This window comes from Gillisia mitskevichiae (assembly GCF_003634585.1).
Classification (GTDB): Bacteria; Bacteroidota; Bacteroidia; order Flavobacteriales; family Flavobacteriaceae; genus Gillisia; species Gillisia mitskevichiae.
Map to the genome: position 1 here is coordinate 229,055 of NZ_RBLG01000004.1, position 17,314 is coordinate 246,368.

The 17,314-nt window shown below is 32.7% G+C and carries 16 protein-coding genes; 11 read left to right on the forward strand and 5 right to left on the reverse strand.

Annotated elements, in window-relative coordinates:
* Positions 1–3 precede the first annotated feature (3 nt).
* Positions 4–864, forward strand: a complete 861-nt coding sequence (locus tag BC962_RS13695) for an ABC transporter permease (RefSeq protein ID WP_121346578.1) — start codon at positions 4–6, stop codon at positions 862–864.
* Positions 865–1,006: 142 nt separating this feature from the next.
* On the opposite strand, the gene BC962_RS13700 is transcribed toward BC962_RS13695, so the two are convergent.
* Genes BC962_RS13700 through BC962_RS13710 form a run of 3 tightly spaced genes read right to left on the reverse strand, consistent with a single transcriptional unit; the run spans position 1,007 to position 3,762 of the window.
* Complete coding sequence (locus tag BC962_RS13700; protein ID WP_183075514.1) at positions 1,007–2,284, reverse strand: glycosyltransferase family 39 protein; 1,278 nt, start codon at positions 2,282–2,284, stop codon at positions 1,007–1,009.
* A 39-nt stretch (positions 2,285–2,323) separates the two neighbouring features.
* Positions 2,324–3,049 (reverse strand): class I SAM-dependent methyltransferase, encoded by a 726-nt coding sequence (locus BC962_RS13705; protein ID WP_121346580.1) that lies wholly within the window; start codon positions 3,047–3,049, stop codon positions 2,324–2,326.
* On the reverse strand, positions 3,049–3,762 hold the full coding sequence (locus BC962_RS13710; protein ID WP_121346581.1) for a glycosyltransferase family 2 protein: 714 nt from the start codon (positions 3,760–3,762) through the stop codon (positions 3,049–3,051). The genes BC962_RS13705 and BC962_RS13710 overlap by 1 nt, the downstream gene beginning before the upstream one ends.
* A 240-nt stretch (positions 3,763–4,002) precedes the next feature.
* Between BC962_RS13710 and BC962_RS13715 the strand changes: the two genes are divergently transcribed.
* The 3 genes from BC962_RS13715 to BC962_RS13725 all read left to right on the forward strand — a co-directional run bounded on the left by BC962_RS13715 (position 4,003) and on the right by BC962_RS13725 (position 6,806).
* On the forward strand, positions 4,003–4,818 hold the full coding sequence (locus tag BC962_RS13715) for a polysaccharide pyruvyl transferase family protein (protein ID WP_121346582.1): 816 nt from the start codon (positions 4,003–4,005) through the stop codon (positions 4,816–4,818).
* Positions 4,819–4,901: 83 nt separating this feature from the next.
* Positions 4,902–5,762 carry a class I SAM-dependent methyltransferase gene (locus tag BC962_RS13720; protein ID WP_121346583.1) on the forward strand — a complete coding sequence of 287 codons (861 nt, stop codon included), beginning with the start codon at positions 4,902–4,904 and terminating at the stop codon, positions 5,760–5,762.
* A 126-nt stretch (positions 5,763–5,888) separates the two neighbouring features.
* Positions 5,889–6,806: a class I SAM-dependent methyltransferase gene (locus BC962_RS13725; protein ID WP_121346584.1), complete on the forward strand. Its 918-nt coding sequence runs from the start codon at positions 5,889–5,891 to the stop codon at positions 6,804–6,806.
* A 300-nt stretch (positions 6,807–7,106) separates the two neighbouring features.
* Here BC962_RS13725 and BC962_RS13730 read toward each other — a convergent pair whose 3' ends face one another.
* The gene (locus tag BC962_RS13730; protein ID WP_121346585.1) at positions 7,107–8,093 is read right to left on the reverse strand and encodes an STELLO glycosyltransferase family protein; all 987 of its coding nucleotides are present in this window, start codon (positions 8,091–8,093) and stop codon (positions 7,107–7,109) included.
* Positions 8,090–8,917, reverse strand: coding sequence for a hypothetical protein (locus BC962_RS13735; RefSeq protein ID WP_147405659.1), 828 nt, complete (start codon positions 8,915–8,917; stop codon positions 8,090–8,092). The genes BC962_RS13730 and BC962_RS13735 overlap by 4 nt, the downstream gene beginning before the upstream one ends.
* Before the next feature lie 493 nt (positions 8,918–9,410).
* On the opposite strand from BC962_RS13735, the gene BC962_RS13740 reads away from it, so the two are divergent.
* The 7 genes from BC962_RS13740 (at position 9,411) to BC962_RS13770 (ending at position 17,284) form a co-directional block, all read left to right on the forward strand.
* The gene (locus tag BC962_RS13740) at positions 9,411–10,700 is read left to right on the forward strand and encodes an ABC transporter ATP-binding protein (protein ID WP_121346587.1); all 1,290 of its coding nucleotides are present in this window, start codon (positions 9,411–9,413) and stop codon (positions 10,698–10,700) included.
* On the forward strand, positions 10,693–11,961 hold the full coding sequence (locus BC962_RS13745) for a hypothetical protein (RefSeq protein WP_121346588.1): 1,269 nt from the start codon (positions 10,693–10,695) through the stop codon (positions 11,959–11,961). The genes BC962_RS13740 and BC962_RS13745 overlap by 8 nt, the downstream gene beginning before the upstream one ends.
* 486 nt (positions 11,962–12,447) lie before the next feature.
* Positions 12,448–13,560 carry a GDP-mannose 4,6-dehydratase gene (gene gmd, locus BC962_RS13750; RefSeq protein ID WP_121346589.1) on the forward strand — a complete coding sequence of 371 codons (1,113 nt, stop codon included), beginning with the start codon at positions 12,448–12,450 and terminating at the stop codon, positions 13,558–13,560.
* 12 nt (positions 13,561–13,572) lie between these two features.
* Complete coding sequence (locus tag BC962_RS13755; RefSeq protein ID WP_121346590.1) at positions 13,573–14,496, forward strand: GDP-L-fucose synthase family protein; 924 nt, start codon at positions 13,573–13,575, stop codon at positions 14,494–14,496.
* Positions 14,497–14,515: 19 nt separating this feature from the next.
* Entirely contained in the window at positions 14,516–15,481 is a 966-nt protein-coding gene (locus tag BC962_RS13760; protein ID WP_183075515.1) for a glycosyltransferase family 2 protein, read from the forward strand.
* Between the two features lie 27 nt (positions 15,482–15,508).
* Positions 15,509–16,348, forward strand: a complete 840-nt coding sequence (locus BC962_RS13765) for a glycosyltransferase family 2 protein (RefSeq protein ID WP_121346592.1) — start codon at positions 15,509–15,511, stop codon at positions 16,346–16,348.
* A 21-nt stretch (positions 16,349–16,369) separates the two neighbouring features.
* Positions 16,370–17,284: a glycosyltransferase family A protein gene (locus BC962_RS13770; protein ID WP_121346593.1), complete on the forward strand. Its 915-nt coding sequence runs from the start codon at positions 16,370–16,372 to the stop codon at positions 17,282–17,284.
* The last annotated feature ends 30 nt before the right edge of the window (positions 17,285–17,314 follow it).

A 17,314-nucleotide genomic window follows, 5' to 3' on the forward strand; every position in this document is an offset into this window, starting at 1 on the left:
AAGATGAAGGAATTGAATGATGACTGGCTTTACGAGATCACCCCTAAACGCAAACTGATCGATCTTAATTTTAAGGAGATCTGGCGGTATAGAGATCTTTTGATCCTCTTTGTAAAACGTAATATAGTTACCGTTTACAAACAAACAATACTCGGTCCTTTATGGTACTTAATTCAACCTATTTTTACTGCGATAACATTTACCTTAATTTTTAATAATATTGCAAATATTCCTACCGGAGATATTCCTCCATTTTTGTTTAATCTTACAGGGATTACTGCATGGAATTATTTTAGTCAATGTTTAACAGGTACTTCGGATACTTTTAGGGCAAATGCCGGAATATTTGGAAAAGTTTATTTTCCCAGGGTAATAATGCCACTTTCCAATGTAATTACAAATTTATTTAAATTTGGAATTCAACTATTGGTTTTGCTGGTCTCCTATATTTATGTGGTATGGAGTGGAGTGCAAATAAGTCCAAATTTCAATCTTTTGTTACTGCCAATTTATATTTTGATGATGGCAATGCTTGGATTAGGCCTGGGAATGATCATTTCAGCATTTACTACTAAATATAGGGACCTTACTGTTTTGGTAGGTTTTGCAACCTCCTTGTTGGTATATCTTTCAGCTGTTCCTTATCCTCTAAGTGAGGTAGAGAATAAGATGCCGGATTATGCCTGGATCGTTCAATATAATCCACTTACACAAATAATAGAAGGCTTTCGGTACATGATCCTGGATTCGGGTACTTTCACATGGTTCGGGTTTACATATACACTATTGATTTCCATATTTTTATTTTTATTTGGACTCATAGTCTTTAATCGCACAGAGAAGAATTTTATTGATACGGTTTAAAGTTTACCGTTTGTCGTTTGTATGAACACGCCATATAGCATTGACCTTTTCATAACCTTTGATCGTGAAGTGAACTTTCTAATTTCCGAAACTAATTGCTTAATTCAATCTGGTTTTAATAGGTAAGGAGAAGGGTTTGATTTTAAATGGTTTTAGCGATTTTAAAATTAAAATGAAATTTATTTCTTTTTAAAATATCATCAATTACAAAAATAATAAAAAGCATTTCAAGTCCAGCCTGCGGCATTCGGAATCGAAAACCGGAATAGGTTAAAATGCTTATTCCAATTGTGGAAAGAATTAAACCGATTGCAAGAGATTGAATTAGTTTGTTCCTGGAGAAAAACAGTATGTAAATAAGCGATAGCAGTGCAAGGAACTGGAATAACCACCTACCTGTTTCGAGAATTCCAGACCTTGGAGTTTCGGGAAAGGGGTTGAAGGCACTCAGCAGTTTTTTGCCAATTATAGGAAGAATAAGTTCGGGATTTGAGCGAATAAAGTCTAGGGTAGCATCTTTATAAAGTTGCATTCTTTCAACTTCTTTATATCCGATATTCTTATCATATTCAAATTCCTTAAGTACAAGGCCTTCATCGGCCAGATCTCCTTTAGTATTGGTGTGATTTTTCACGACTTTACTGTTCCAGCCCTTAGCCATTACTGCACCGGAAGAAGTTGTGAGTATAATTTCATTTGTTTCCATAACAATGAAATTTCTTATCACCCAAACTGAGATAACAGCTATACATATTACTGATGAAAAAATCAATATTTTGATTTTTAATTTCTTCTTTATAAATAATATAAACCATATTGAAAAAGGAAGAAAAATGTAATATGGATGGCATAACACTAAAACGCCAGCAATTATGGCCTGAGGCCACCAGGATGATTTATGCACTACAAACCTTATCAACAAATATAACCACAGGGTAATAAAGAATAATGTTATTGGCTCAGAAAGGAAAACCCTGGAATATAGTTGCCAGGCTGGGCTTATTCCATATAAAAATGCTCCAATAACAATTAAAATATCCTTAAGCTTTAGAAGCTTTAAGGTTTTATAAAAAATAAACACACCCAGTAAGTGTAATAAAAATTTAAAAACCAAAACAAATATGAGATTATATCCAAAAACAAGAAAAATTCCAGCAATTAAAAATGGCCAGATTGGTGGCCTGAAAGCTGTGCTTCCTATGAAATTATATTCTGTGTTTTTTATTTTTTCATATTTTAAATCATTTAAAAGTTGTTCTCTCGAAGAATCTAAATGTCCATATTTTCCGGTTTTTGCAACGCTTAAACCTAAATGAATATAATCCCAGGCATCCCCATCGGCTTCGTATTTTAGTTCCAGAGCAATAACCATATTGTATGCTAAAAATAAAATAAAGGAAATCCCTAAAAATATTTGCAAAAAGTTGAATTTATATACGTCAGATTTAGGCATAAAAAATTATTTACGGCCAATTATAATTGTTGAAAGACCAATTTTATTCTGCACCAGCTTGTCAAGTGCTTGCCATATTGGAACCAATTTATCATAAACCTTCATCTGATTTGAAGGAATACTTTCTTTTTTCATTAGGCTTCCGCTAATATACCAGCCTACAATACCAATTAAATTAAAATATTGTTTGTGTACAACAGTAAGGTGGTTTTTTAGAAATAATTCGTGAAGGTTTTTTTGTGTATATCTTCGGAAATGGCCCAGCTCCTCATCAAACTTATTATAAAGTTTCTGGTAAGAGGGCACCAAAATTATTAAGTGGCCATTAGCCTTTAATAATTTTTTGCAGTTATTAATGGCTAAATTTTCATCCTTAATATGCTCAATAACATTCAAGGCGAACACTGTATCATAATTTTCAAGATGATCCTTATAAACATTGTTAAAATCCGGGTGAATTAAATTCAATTGATCAACACCTAATAAATTTGGTTCTGAACTGAATTTATCCTGAAGTAAAGTGCAGTATTCTGTGCGAAGATCAGTAAGTAATATCTCATTTTCATTTTCCAGGAAAAAAGTAGAGATGTTTCCTAAACCACTACCAATTTCAAGAATTTTTCCTTTTGAGAAAGGTAGAATAGTTTCAAACATCCATTTATTAAATTGAGATGCTTCCCCAATTACATCCAAGGTCTTTTTGCCTATTTTATCTGTTACTGAATTTCCCATTACCTGAATATATTATATCTAAAAACACAGTATATCGCCTTCATTCCATCTTTCCAGTTTATCTTCTTACCTTCAGCATATGTTCTTCCATAATAGGAAACACCCACTTCATATATTCTTATTTTAGGAATTCTGCAAATTTTGGCTGTTACTTCTGGTTCAAAACCAAACCTTTTTTCTTTCAGTTCCAATCCTTTTAAAATATCTGCTCTAAAAAGTTTATAGCAGGTTTCCATATCTGTAAGGTTAAGATTGGTAAATGCATTATTTAAATTGGTAAGAAATTTATTTCCTATGGAATGCCAGTAAAACAAAATCCGGTGTGGGTTTCCTCCCATGAACCTAGAGCCGTAAACGACATCGGCTCTCCCATTCATAATTGGCTTTAGCAAAATGTTATATTCAGTTGGGTCATATTCCAGATCGGCATCCTGAATGATTATAAGATCCCCGGTAGCCAATTGAATTGCTTTGTGAAGTGCAGCTCCTTTTCCCTGGTTGAATTTCTGGTTATGGAGCATTATAGATAAGTCAGGGTTGGATTTTATAAAATCTTGTATTAATTTCTTTGTTCCATCTGTAGAAAAATCATTTACAATTATTAACTCTTTTTCCAGAGAATATTCCAATTTAAGATCCTTTAAAACTTCTAAAATCGAAGTGATGGTTTGCTCTTCATTATATGCGGGAATAAGAATGGATAATTTTTTCAATAGGAAAATTGTATTTAGATTATCACAAATATATCCTTTTACATAAATTAAAGTTAATAAGAGAGATAATAATTAAAATCCAAATTCGTCTTTATAGTACATTTTCCGTTTTAAGTTCATCATTTAGTGTTAATCCTTTATTATTAAGCGAATTTCCTAAAAACCAGTAAAGCGAAAACTGAAAACTGAAAACTGAAAACAAAAATCATTACTTTTGAAATTAAGAAAAACCCAAAATCGATGCCATCCCAAACCATCCCATTATTCTACTGGAGCGAGATAAAATTCATCTTTAAACAAAAAGAGAATTATGGAGATTTGCTATCTAAATATCTGGTGGAGAAAATATCAGGAAAAAAAGTAAAGTGGATTCATCCTAAAAAGCAGCCTTGGTATAAATGGGATAAAAAAAATTATGTCACTATTGGAAGTGTTATTCATCACGCGTCCAAAGACAGTATAGTGTGGGGAAGTGGAATAATTGATAATGAGCAAGCCATAGAAAAAGCTGATTTCCGCGCGGTGCGAGGACCTCAAACCAGAAAATTCTTATTCGAGTTAGGCTATGAGTGTCCCGAGGTATATGGAGATCCTGCATTGCTAATGCCGAAATATTACCAACCGAAAGTTGAGAAAAAATACAAATTAGGGATCATTCCGCATTATCACGATTTTAAATTTGTTTCAGAAAATTATAAGAATGATCCAGAGATCCTGGTGATTGATCTTATGACGATGGATATAGAAGAGGTTACTAGGCAAATAATTAGTTGCGAAAAAACAATTTCTTCCTCTTTACATGGGGTGATAGTTTCTCACGCTTATGAAATACCGAGTATATGGGTGAAGTTTTCGAATAAGATTTTTGGAGATGGAATTAAATATCGGGATTATCTGGAATCGGTGGAAATTCCTTTTTATCAGTCAGAATTCCTAAATAGAAAATTGAGTCTTCAGGAAATTGAAAGTTTATTTGAAAAATATTCCGGATTACCGGAGGTGGGGAGGGTTGACAAGTTGTGTGAAGGCTTGATGAGAGTTTGTCCGTTAAGTTAGGAGAAGAGTGAAGTGGAAAGCTAAGAGTGAAAAGAAAAGAAAGATTACATTTGAATTTCTAACTTGCTGCTTTAATTATTAAGATGAACCCGGAAGACCAAAATCAGGAAAAAAATAAACTTCACTTTGAAGCGCTGTACGCCAATTATCCCATCAGCAATATTCTTCATTGGATCAATAATCTGGATTCTTTTCTGGATTTTGCAACCACTACAGAAACTAGCTGGTTTGGGTTATATCAGACCAATTTCAGAGAGAAAATAAAAGGCAAGAAAGTACTGGAAATGGGCTGTGGGGATTGTACAAATGCCGCTGTAATGGCAGCTTTGGGAGCTGAGGTTTATGCCAATGACATAGCTTCAGCAAGTGGCGAAATTGTGCGGAAGTTGAACGAAAATTATAACTTTAAACATCCCATCATTTTTGTGGAAGGCGATTTTTTAGAAAACAACTTACCCTCCAAAAGCTTCGATTTTGTTGTGGGAAAGGCCTTTTTACACCATTTGACCATTCCGGTAGAGAAGTTATTTTTAAAAGAAACCGTTAGGCTATTAAAACCTGATGGGGAAGCACGTTTTTTTGAGCCGGCCGTAAACTCTAAGATCTTGGATGAGATACGTTGGCATATCCCAATTGGGGGCAGGCCCTCTAAATTTAATAAATCTGCTTTTGCTAAATGGAAGGAGAGTGATCCGCATCCTGACAGGAGTTTTAGTTCCAATCATTGGGAAAAAGCAGGAAAGGAATTTTTTAAGGAAGTTGAAATTATACCTGTGGGAACTCTCGAAAGATTTAGCCGGTTATTTGGCTGGGGGAAAAGAAGGAATAAATTCAAGCAATGGGCTTTAAAGAGTGAGCATTTGCTACCCGATTTTCTGAATAAGCCATTTACCAGAAGTCAGTTAATTGTGTACAGGAAGAGTAGGGATGGAGTGACGCTATGATGGTAGACTCGTGACGGAAGACAATTAATCTCATGATGATGGTTTAATCAACAAATAGCTTCGATCGCTAATAGGTGCATCTGGCAACAAGCACTCTGGATAGCAAGAGTAAAAAATATATACCTGATGAAAGTAAAAAAAAGATTTAAAAACATATTCAAAAGTTTACTAAATAAATTGCCGCATGTTAAAACACTTTATAAAACAAGTTTGAATTCCCGCTTTCCAGCAGGTCATTATTATTCAACCGTTGTTTCAATTGATGACATTAAAAAAAGGGAACTGGAAATATGGAAAAACGTAAATAAAGATGGGGTCCCGGGAATTGACTTAAAAACTGAAGAGCAAATAAAATTATTGAACAGTTTTAGCGGGTATTATGCTGAACTCCCTTTTACAAGGAAAAAGCAACCTAATCTCCGGTACCGGTTTGATAATGCTTATTATAGTTACAGTGATGGGATTATTCTTTATTCAATGATTCGGCACTTTAAACCTAAAAGGATCATTGAAATTGGGTCAGGTTTTTCTTCTGCTAATATGTTGGACACAAATGAACTGTTTTTTGACAATAAAATAGACATCACATTTATTGAGCCTCATCCGGAAGAACGGTTAATTCCAATGATGACAAAGACCGATAGAAACCAAACTACAGTTATTAAAAGTGATGTACAATTAATTCCTTTGGAAGTTTTCAAAAAACTACAAGCGGGAGATATATTATTTGTGGACAGTACTCATGCAGTGAAAACCGGAAGTGATGTGAATTATATCCTTTTTGAAATTTTGCCAGCCTTAAAATATGGAGTGCTAATCCATTTTCATGATATTTTTTATCCTTTTGAATACCCAAAAGATTGGGTTTTCAAAGGCTATGGTTGGAATGAGGCTTATTTTTTGAAGGCATTTTTAATGAATAATGATAAGTTTGATATCAGATTTTTTACTGATTATTTACACAAACATCATCAAGAATCATTTAATGAAATCCCCCTGGCAGTTAAAGGCTCGGGAAGTAGCTTGTGGATTGAGAAAAAATGACGATAGAGGATGAAGGCTGGAGAATGTATCAATAAATCACGGATTAACAAATCAATAAACCACAAAAAACATAAAACACTAATTTCCAACTTCTAAATAATTAGGGCACTTCCCCATTGCCAGATTATGGGCTTATTTTTTTTTACAGGCCACCAAACCTTCCAATATACCTTCGAATCTGACTCCAAAGGTGTAGTTTTTGTTTCTATCCAAAATATTGTTCACGTCTTTATAAAAGGAAATTTTCTAAAAGAGCACTACCCAGTATAGTATATATATCCAATAATGAAAACATAATATTTACTGAAAGTGTTTTATGTCATCCAACCAAGCGTCAAGTGTAATTAATTCTTCCTTTGATACAACTGATTTTTCAAATAAGGCCTGATATGCTAATCGTAAGTTATCTGCTATATCATTCGCAGGTGATATTGCACTACTTACAATTTCCATAATTTTGTCACAATGCTCATACATTGGTAATTCCGAAATAAAATCCTTCATATAATCATGGGGATTTCTTTTTTGTACAACCGTTGCATTTATAAAACCAAGTTGATAATTATATAACCACATAATAGGTTGGGCAACAAGGCCTCTTAGTATATCAGTAAAACGGAAAGTAACAAAAGTGGGTAAGTATAATAGCGGAAATAATTGCTTAATTATCATTGTATTTTGAGTGTTAAAAGGACAAATAGTCCCAGCAGAAAGGACTATGGGTTTTCTTTCTTCAAAATAGCAGGGCGTATCACTTGTTAGGCGATAGATTGCATCAACATCCGGGTCTTCATCGGCTAAACCTTGCCAAATCCCGACATTACAATTTTTCAATGAAATCATATCATTGAAGTTATATTCTTTATTTATTAAGTTTAGAGGCAATCCTCTTGGCCATATTTTTTGCTTTGTAAATAATTGATAAACATTAACAAAACCTATGTTTTTTTTAATACAATCGTATTCATAGTTAAATTGAGGAAAACTCCAATTTTCTTTCGGTATGTTGTCATCATCGGTATCAATTATAAAATCAGCATTATTTTTAATCGCTAATAGATACCCTATCATTTTTCTGGAATAATGATCGTAAGGTAAAAATTTTAATATCTGAAAGTTCAATTTATTCTGATCATTAACTGATAGATAAGTAACATTCTCACAACTCCAATTTTCCGGGGATTTTTTATCGCCAATAACAATTAAATTGTAATCCTTTAATTGGGCAAAGGCCTTAATTGCTTCAGTAGGATCAAATATGCTAGTTATAATAATCGATTTTTTCATTTTATTTCTTTCAATAGTTCAATTCTAGTGGCTGTATAATGCTTTAAGAGGTATTCCGAATTCTTTTTTATCGGTTGAATTGATTTTAATGCAATTTTTAAATGTTTTTCAAATTCATCATAGGAATTTATGGAAGGACATATTGTTTCTAATTGATAAAAATCTGTTTCTATATTCTTAGGATACCTTGCTATAATATGGCAACCGGCCGATAATAGTTCAAAAAGCCTGGGAGTAACAGGGTTGAATCCATTTGTCCTTTTTTCTCCTCCATCTATGCCAGGGGTGGCGTAAAAGGAAATTTTACCTGATCTAATGAGGTTTATATAATCTTGTCGTGAATGAACTTTCCCAATAATTCCTCTTTTATTACTCCTATAATAAAGCTCTCCGTTTTGTTGAATTTGTTGAAGATATTCTATTTCAGGATGTTGTGTTTCATATTGTTTAAGATACTTCCATAGAATAGGATTTGTCCTGCCTGCTAATACAATATCATATTTTTTTTCGAACCATTGGTCAGGTTCTAGTTTGTAGATTGAAGGCAAACTCATTGGGAAATGAATCAATTTATTTCTAAAATGGTTTTCTTGCAGAAAATTCAACACTTCAAGACTGGTAATTAATAGACATGGGCATTGTTTATATGTTTTCTTAAAAAGTTCAATATTTGACTTATCAAAAAAATCGACAATTACAGGAATTGTTTTTGTATTATTAGAAAAGCTTTTAAATAAAGTTGGGAGCATTTCAAAGTATAAAGACAACTCAGGAGTAGGATTTAACATCTCGTACAAAAGATCATTTAATTTACCATTAAACATTCTATTGTCTATGTTTTTAAATTTTCTATAAAAAAAGTTATTTGTTTTAGGACTATTTGTTATTTGAAGATTTAGGGAACTGGAAATTTCATTTTCCCATTCATATACTATATGCCAACTAGGCCAAATATTATAATGTCTATCAGAAAGAATTCTGGTCAATTTCATAAATATCCTAAATTTCTATTTTTTCTTTTGTGATTTATTTTTTTCAATTACAAAAAATTGCCTGATTTTATTATTTATAAAAAACAGAATAATGTACAATAAACCGTCTAATTTAGTCTTTCAAATTTCAAACTTAAACTTATTTTGTGGTTTCGTAACTAATTTTTTAATTACAGTACTCTTACCCGAAAGGGGGGATTTTGTATCTTTCGACATGATCTTTGTTTTTTATTAAGTGAATATTTTCATACCGACATTTTTCTTAGTTTCGCTTCGTAAATAGAAATTAAAATAAACCGAAAACATTAAAAAGTAAACGAATAAAATGAGTATTATCCTCAAAGCCGAAAATATCTCCAAACAATACCGTCTGGGACAGGTTGGTACGGGAACACTTGGACATGACCTAAACCGCTGGTGGGCAGGCTTGTGCGGGAAAGAAGATCCCTATTTAAAAGTGGGCGCGTTAAACGACCGCAGCTCGAAGGCGACTGAAGATTACGTTTGGGCGTTGCAGGATATCAATTTTGAAGTAAAACAAGGTGAGGTTTTAGGAATTATAGGAAAAAATGGTGCAGGAAAATCTACTTTGCTCAAAATTTTATCCAGGGTGACTTCCCCTACCACCGGCAGTATTAAAACCAGAGGCAGGATTGCATCTTTGCTAGAAGTAGGTACTGGGTTTCACGGGGAACTAACAGGCCGGGAAAACATTTTTATGAACGGCGCTGTATTAGGAATGTCCAAGACAGAGATTAAAAGAAAGCTGGACGAAATTATAGATTTTTCCGGTTGTGAGATGTATATAGATACGCCTGTGAAACGCTACAGCAGTGGGATGACGGTGCGCCTTGGTTTTGCCGTAGCAGCACATCTGGAACCCGAGATTCTAGTGGTAGATGAGGTGTTGGCTGTTGGGGATGCAGAGTTCCAAAAAAAGGCAATTGGTAAAATGAAAAATTTAGCTCAAGGTGAGGGTAGAACAGTTCTTTTCGTAAGCCATAATATGGCGAGTGTAAAGAGTTTGTGTGATAGAGGAATTGTGTTGGAAAATGGTTCTACGGGTTATGAGGGGAATTCGAAAGATGCTGTTGATTTTTATTTAAGAAAGAAGGTTAATTTAAAAAAATCTCTTTTAATAGATAGAAAAGATCGTGTTGGAAGTGGAAAGATTAGAGTTGAGGATATTCAACTACTTAATGAAAATTTTGAATCAATAGAACATGTCATCTCGGGTGAGATGCTTATAATTAAAGTTTCAATTAAAAAATTTGAAGAAATAAAATATTCTAAATTGAGAGTTGCTATAAATTTTCAAAATAATCAAGAGGACTATGTACTTTCGTTTATTGATGATGAGATGGGGGCAAATTTTGAAAATTTGGCACAAAAAGATTATTTCTATTTGAAAATTCCGCAATTACTATTGAGAGGAGACAAATATGATATCCGAATATTTCTTTCCGAAGTAGATACTAACCCTGAAAATTTTTTGGATGTTATCCAAAATGCCATGGAAGTAAATGTCTTGCCAGGAGATATTTGGAAGACAGGAAGAATAAATAGGATTGGAGGCGGTGCAATCCTTCCTGCAAATTTCCTATTTGATGAATAATGAAATAAAAATATTAATATTAGGAATTGGACAATCAAATTTTTTGAACCAGTTATATGGGGAAATTATTAAGAAGGATGATAATTTAAAATTTTCTATTGATAAATATTCTGATTTATCAAATGGAAAAGTAGAAACCTTGAATTTACCATATGAAGAATTTTATGATTTTAAATCGGAACTTATACCAAAATGGGAATTAAGAAAAACAATATTAGATTTTTCAAAAACAAAATTTTTCTGGCAAATTATTTTTTTTGAAATAAGCCAGAGAAAATCATCTAAAGAAATAAAAAACCTACTTTTCGATTTTGCCAAAGCTAAATACAGAGTTGAAAACTTTATTAATATCTTAGACTTAGATATAGTACATTTTCATTTTTGCGTACCGGAAAACTTAAAAGAAATATATTTTTTAAACTCTAAAATCAAGACTATTTGTACATTTTGGGGATCGGATTTGATGAGGGCCACCGGTGTGTCTAATGTGTTCTATGTTAAAAAAGCTTTGGAAATATCAAACGTTATAACAGTTCAAACTCCTGAACTATCCGAAATTCTCTATTGTAAATATGGCAGAAAATTCAGTTTAAAGCTAACTAATCTTCTTTTTACATTAGGGATTAACATTTTTAATGAAATAGATGTTTATAGAGAGGATATTGCTATTTTAAATGATTTTAAAAAAAGGCATTCAATTCCATTGGATAAAATTGTTGTTGCCCTCGGTCATAATGCATTTTCAGAAAACAATCATTTATTAATGATTGAACAAATTAAAACTTTGCCTAAAATAGTATCCTGTAAATTTGCCTTTTTAATCCATTTGGGATATGGGGGAAATAAAAAATATATTAATTCTCTTCAAGAAATTGCAGGGATTGAACTGGAATTACATTTTATAATAATTACTGAATTTTTTAATGCAAAAGAAACTGCATTACTTCGGTTAATTACTGATTTATTAATACAAATGCCAATTTCAGATGCATTGAGTGCTGCAATGACTGAAGTTTTATATGCAGGAAATACGGCTTTAGCCGGAGCTTGGTTGCCATACGGGATTTTAAGAAGAAATGGGGTCAGCTTCTTGGAAATTGAAAACTTTTCTGAACTTCCAAAAACACTTGAAATGTTTTCATTAAATCATCATAATATAAATAACGGAAATAGCAATAACTGTAAATCATTAAAAAATCTTATATTTCCAGAGAAAACTACACCTGTTTGGATTCGACTGTTTGAAAAGTTAGTTTACTAATTAATTTTATAATTAGGAATTGAATTAAAATTTTTCTGGAACAGGCTTTTTTGTCAACAAATTATCACTAAAATTCAATAGATCCTTTATTGATAATTGTGGAGTCCACTATTTTATCATTGCTGATTTTTTAAAAATGTGAATTGTGGTTTGATTCGATTTGCCTGCATACTTTTTTTGAGACAGAAAATGAATATGTAAAACCGGAGACATCTCACTATTACTTTCTTTCATTTGCTTATCTTGCTAGCTAAAAATAGATTACTTCTTGCAATCACTTATCTCCCTCATCATTCCCAATTATAATAGTGCATACCTGATTGGAGTAATGCTGGATTTTGTAATTACACAATACTATAATGAAAACTGGAGGTATAGCAGTAGTTCATGGTTCTACTGATATTTGAAATTTTATTGGTATTAAGTTGAAGTCATTATTTTTACAATTTGAAAAACCAGTTAAAAGAACTTTGATAAAATAATTAAATGAAAACAGCCCTCATCACAGGAATCACGGGACAAGACGGCGCATATTTGGCAGAATTCTTACTAAAAAAAGGATATACAGTTCACGGGATTAAAAGAAGAAGCTCTTCTTTTAATACAGACAGGATAGACCATTTATACCAGGACCCGCACGAGAAGGAGATTCGCTTTAAATTGCATTATGGAGATCTGAGCGACCCCATGAATCTTACCCGCATTATCCAGGAGGTGCAGCCCGATGAGATCTATAATCTTGGGGCAATGTCTCACGTAAAGGTTAGTTTTGACATGCCGGAATATACAGGCAATATAGATGGGCTGGGTACCTTACGAATATTGGAAGCAGTACGGTTGTTAGGTCTTACAAAAAAGACTAGGATCTATCAGGCATCTTCATCAGAATTATACGGCAAGGTGCAGGAAGTACCGCAAACTGAGAAAACACCTTTTTATCCGCGAAGTCCGTATGGAGTAGCAAAATTGTATGCCTACTGGATTACCGTAAATTACAGGGAAGCTTATGAAATGTATGCATGTAATGGGATCCTGTTCAACCATGAATCGCCGCTTAGGGGAGAAACATTTGTGAGCCGGAAGATCACTCGAGCAGCAGCTAGAATAGCTTTTGGGATGCAAGACACTTTGTATTTGGGGAATCTGGACGCAAAAAGAGATTGGGGGCATGCAAAAGATTATGTCCAAGCCATGTGGTTAATGCTACAACAAGATGAACCTGAAGATTTTGTGATTGCCACTGGTGTTACAACTTCAGTTAGGGAATTTGTGAATTTAGCATTTGCACAATTAGGAATTAGTGTAATATATGAAGGGGAATTGGAGAATGAAATAGGAAGGATAATGTCTTGTGATCATCCAGAATATCAGCTGCCAATTGGCAAAGAGATTATAAAGATCGATCCGAAATATTTTCGTCCAACCGAGGTTGATATGCTTATTGGGGATGCCTCTAAATGTAAGGAAAAACTGAACTGGGAGCCAACACATTCTATTGTAGCACTAGTAGAAGATATGATGACTTCAGAGATTAAACTATTTAAAAAGGAGAAGTATTTGAAAGAGGGTGGTCATGAAACGCTTAATTATAATGAATAATGAAATTTGAACATGAAGAAAGATTCTAAAATATACATTGCAGGTCATACTGGGATGGTGGGTTCTGCAATTGTACGCAAATTAGAAAGGGAAGGTTATTCAAATCTTATTTCGAGAACGTCTAAGGAACTCGATCTAATAAATCAGCAGTCGGTAATAAATTTTTTTGAGGAGGAAAAGCCGGAATATTTGTTTTTAGCGGCAGCGAAGGTTGGAGGAATAGAAGCGAATAATAAATATAGAGCAGATTTTTTATATCAAAATTTGATGATCCAGAACAACGTGATTCATCAAAGTTATGTGCACGGGGTTAAAAAATTGTTGTTTTTGGCATCTTCGTGTATATATCCAAAACTGGCGCCACAACCCATAAAAGAAACCTATTTGCTTACCGGAGAGCTGGAATTCACGAATGAACCATATTCTATCGCCAAAATAGCCGGGGTTAAAATGTGTGAAAATTACAAACGGCAGTATGGCTGTGATTTTATTTCGGTAATGCCAACCAATCTTTATGGTCCCAACGATAATTACGATCTTGAAACCGCGCACGTTTTGCCCGCTTTATTGCGTAAATTTCACGAAGCGAAAATCGAAAATAACAAAACGGTTGAAGTCTGGGGCAGTGGAAAACCAAAAAGGGAATTTTTACACGTAGATGATCTTGCCGATGCCTGTTTTCATTTAATTCAGACTTACCATGGAAATACATGTCTGAACATAGGGACAGGAAAAGACATTTCGATAAAAGAACTCGCGGAACTGATTAGTGAAATCGTTGGATACAACGGGGAAATAGTTTGGGATAAAGCCAAACCCGACGGCACGCCTCGAAAATTGCTGGATGTTTCCTTAATTCACGGGTTGGGGTGGAAACATAGGATTGAATTGGAAGAAGGAATATTGGAAGTGTATAAAGAAAAATATTTAAGTTGAATTAATATTAAATCATAAATTGAATCCGATAATATCCATTATTATTCCCACCTATAATCGTGCCCACTTACTTGGGGAAACTTTGGATTCTGTAATTTCACAAACCTATCAAAACTGGGAGTGTATCTTAGTAGATGATGGGTCCACAGATTACACCGAGGAGCTTTCAGAGTTCTATTGCGAAAAAGATTCCAGAATCCAATTTCATGAAAGACCAAAGGGTTTAATAAAAGGAGCAAATTCTTGTAGAAATCATGGCTTTGAAATAAGTAAAGGACATTATATTAATTGGTTTGATAGTGACGATGTGATGTTACCCGAATTCTTGAAGGATAATCTCCGAGGATTTAAGGAGAAGACTCAATTAATAATTTGCTCAGGTTTTATAACGAATGCTGTTTTAGAGGACAGGAAACCAATTTTATTAAAAAATAATATTGACTTATTTAAATATTTTGTTGTTTGGGAACAACCAATACTTATAAATTCAGTAATTTTTAGGAAGTCTTTTTTAAATAATAAAGAACTTTTTAATCCACGAATAATTAGAGGTCAGGAAGCAGAATTATTCTCTAGGTTGTTTTTTAAATTAACAAAAGATAAATATCTTGTAAATATTCAAAGACTTTTTTTATACCGTCAGCACGCTGGAACTATAACTACAAAAAATCAAGATTATCATAAAAGTCATAAAAAATCTGAAGCCTATATTCTTATTGAAAATCTAAAGAGAAGTCTTAGTATTAAGGACTTTGAACTAAATAATATTTTATATAAGAGATTAATCAATTTCTTTTTTCTTGGAATTAAGAATAATCATTCAGAGAATTCTCGTTTTATATTAAAAAATCTATATTCAATATTATGGTACAATAATCCGATTTTCAGTTTAGAGCTCTTTGTTGCGGGGAATTTAATCGTTATTATAAAAAGAGGAAGTTATACTATTGAAAGAAGGTGGAAGTTTCATAAAATCAGTGTTTAAAAATTTTATTGGATTTAATTTATTGAGATGAGAAACCCCAAAATTTCTATTATTGTACCCTGTTACAATCAAGCACCATATCTGGACGATGCTTTACAATCGGTATTAGATCAAACCTATTCAAATTGGGAATGTATTGTAGTAAATGACGGGAGTACTGATGATACAGCTTACATTGTAAAGGATTGGTTAGCCAAAGACAAAAGATTCTGTTATTTAGAACAGGGGAACAAGGGGGTGAGCAATGCTAGAAATAATGGGATTACTAGAGCAGAAGGTGAATTTATACTTCCATTGGATGCCGATGATAAAATTTCTAAAAATTATATTGAATTAGCAATATTGGAATTTGTTGAAAATTCTAACTTAAAACTTGTTTATTGTAATGCCGAAAAATTCGGGGAAGTTAATGGATTATGGAAATTACCAACATTTTCTTTGTCAAATTTGGCAAATGAGAATTTAATTTTCTCCTCGGCTCTTTATAAGAAGGTGGATTGGAAAAGGATTGATGGATATGATGAAAAGATGGAGAATGGTTGGGAGGATTGGGAATTTTGGATTTCTCTTTTGAAGGATGGGGGGGAAGTGAAAAAAATAGATGAAATAGGTTTTTATTATAGAATTAAACAAAATTCACGGAATTCGAATATTAAGAAAAATGAAGCAAAGCAATTATACAATTATATAAGTATTAAACATGCCGATTTCTTTGTTAATCAATTCGGGTCCTTTTTTGAGTTAAGAGTCCAGATAGAAAAAATTAAAAAGCATCATCAAGCACAAATTCAAAGTGAGAAATATGTTATAGACCTTTTTTTTAAAACCTTTTTTGGCTTCACACTATTTGGAAAGTATAAGCGATAATTTTAATAACAGTATTATAATATGTTAGCCATAGTTATTCCTTTTTTTAGAATCAATTTTTTTGAGGAGACACTTACTTCTCTGGCTACCCAAACCAATAAAGATTTCAATGTTTATATTGGCAATGATGCCTCTCCTGATAAGCCTGAAAGATTAATTGATTCGTTTAAAACCATTTTAAATATTACCTATAAGGGATTTGATGAAAATTTAGGAGGAACATCTTTAACCGGACAATGGGACAGATGTATTGAAATGATTAAAGTGGAGGAATGGATCATGATTTTAGGAGATGATGATGTATTAGAGGTAAATGTAGTAGAAAATTTTTATGCACAATTTTCTCAATTTACTGGAAAAACAAATGTAATTAGATTTGCCTCTCAAGTTATCGATTCAATAGGTATTCCAAAGTCTCCGGTTTTTAACCATCCGAAATGGGAAAAAGCTTCAGATTCTTTTTTTAGGTGGTTAAATGGGAAGACTCGAAGTTCTTTATCGGAACATATTTTCACAAAAGAAGCTTACACCTTAAATAAATTTAAAAATTATCCTCTTGGTTGGCATAGTGATGATATTGCATGGCTTGATTTTCCTGGAGCAAAACAAATTTATAGTATTAATGAAAGTGTTGTTTTAGTAAGGCATTCGGAAGTAAATATTACAACTGCTACAGATAATCTTGAACTAAAGAAAGAGGCATCTTCAAGATTTCAAAATGATTTAGTTTTTGAAAAATTGAAATATTTTTCAAAAACTCAAAAAAGAGTATTATTATTAAACTTTGAAATATTTAAAAAAGAGCGAGAAAAAATGAGTTTCAAAGATTGGAATTCACTTTTTATTTTTTATTATCAATATTGCAGTTTAATTGAGATTATGAAATTAAAAAGGAGGTTTATTATTTATCAAATAAAAAAACTAAATAATATTTGATCTTAAATTCTTCCATAGAATAGTGAAAAA

Bases quoted from the DNA above. Each gene is read 5' to 3' on its own strand.
- BC962_RS13730 (WP_121346585.1), bottom strand. From the start codon at position 8,093: ATGAAAAAATCGATTATTATAACTAGCATATTTGATCCTACTGAAGCA.
- BC962_RS13725 (WP_121346584.1), top strand. From the start codon at position 5,889: ATGAAAGTAAAAAAAAGATTTAAAAACATATTCAAAAGTTTACTAAAT.
- BC962_RS13755 (WP_121346590.1), top strand. From the start codon at position 13,573: ATGAAGAAAGATTCTAAAATATACATTGCAGGTCATACTGGGATGGTG.
- BC962_RS13765 (WP_121346592.1), top strand. From the start codon at position 15,509: ATGAGAAACCCCAAAATTTCTATTATTGTACCCTGTTACAATCAAGCA.
- BC962_RS13740 (WP_121346587.1), top strand. From the start codon at position 9,411: ATGAGTATTATCCTCAAAGCCGAAAATATCTCCAAACAATACCGTCTG.
- BC962_RS13720 (WP_121346583.1), top strand. From the start codon at position 4,902: ATGAACCCGGAAGACCAAAATCAGGAAAAAAATAAACTTCACTTTGAA.
- BC962_RS13770 (WP_121346593.1), top strand. From the start codon at position 16,370: ATGTTAGCCATAGTTATTCCTTTTTTTAGAATCAATTTTTTTGAGGAG.
- BC962_RS13745 (WP_121346588.1), top strand. From the start codon at position 10,693: ATGAATAATGAAATAAAAATATTAATATTAGGAATTGGACAATCAAAT.
- BC962_RS13715 (WP_121346582.1), top strand. From the start codon at position 4,003: ATGCCATCCCAAACCATCCCATTATTCTACTGGAGCGAGATAAAATTC.
- BC962_RS13735 (WP_147405659.1), bottom strand. From the start codon at position 8,917: ATGTTTAATGGTAAATTAAATGATCTTTTGTACGAGATGTTAAATCCT.
- BC962_RS13695 (WP_121346578.1), top strand. From the start codon at position 4: ATGAAGGAATTGAATGATGACTGGCTTTACGAGATCACCCCTAAACGC.
- BC962_RS13705 (WP_121346580.1), bottom strand. From the start codon at position 3,049: ATGGGAAATTCAGTAACAGATAAAATAGGCAAAAAGACCTTGGATGTA.
- gmd (WP_121346589.1), top strand. From the start codon at position 12,448: ATGAAAACAGCCCTCATCACAGGAATCACGGGACAAGACGGCGCATAT.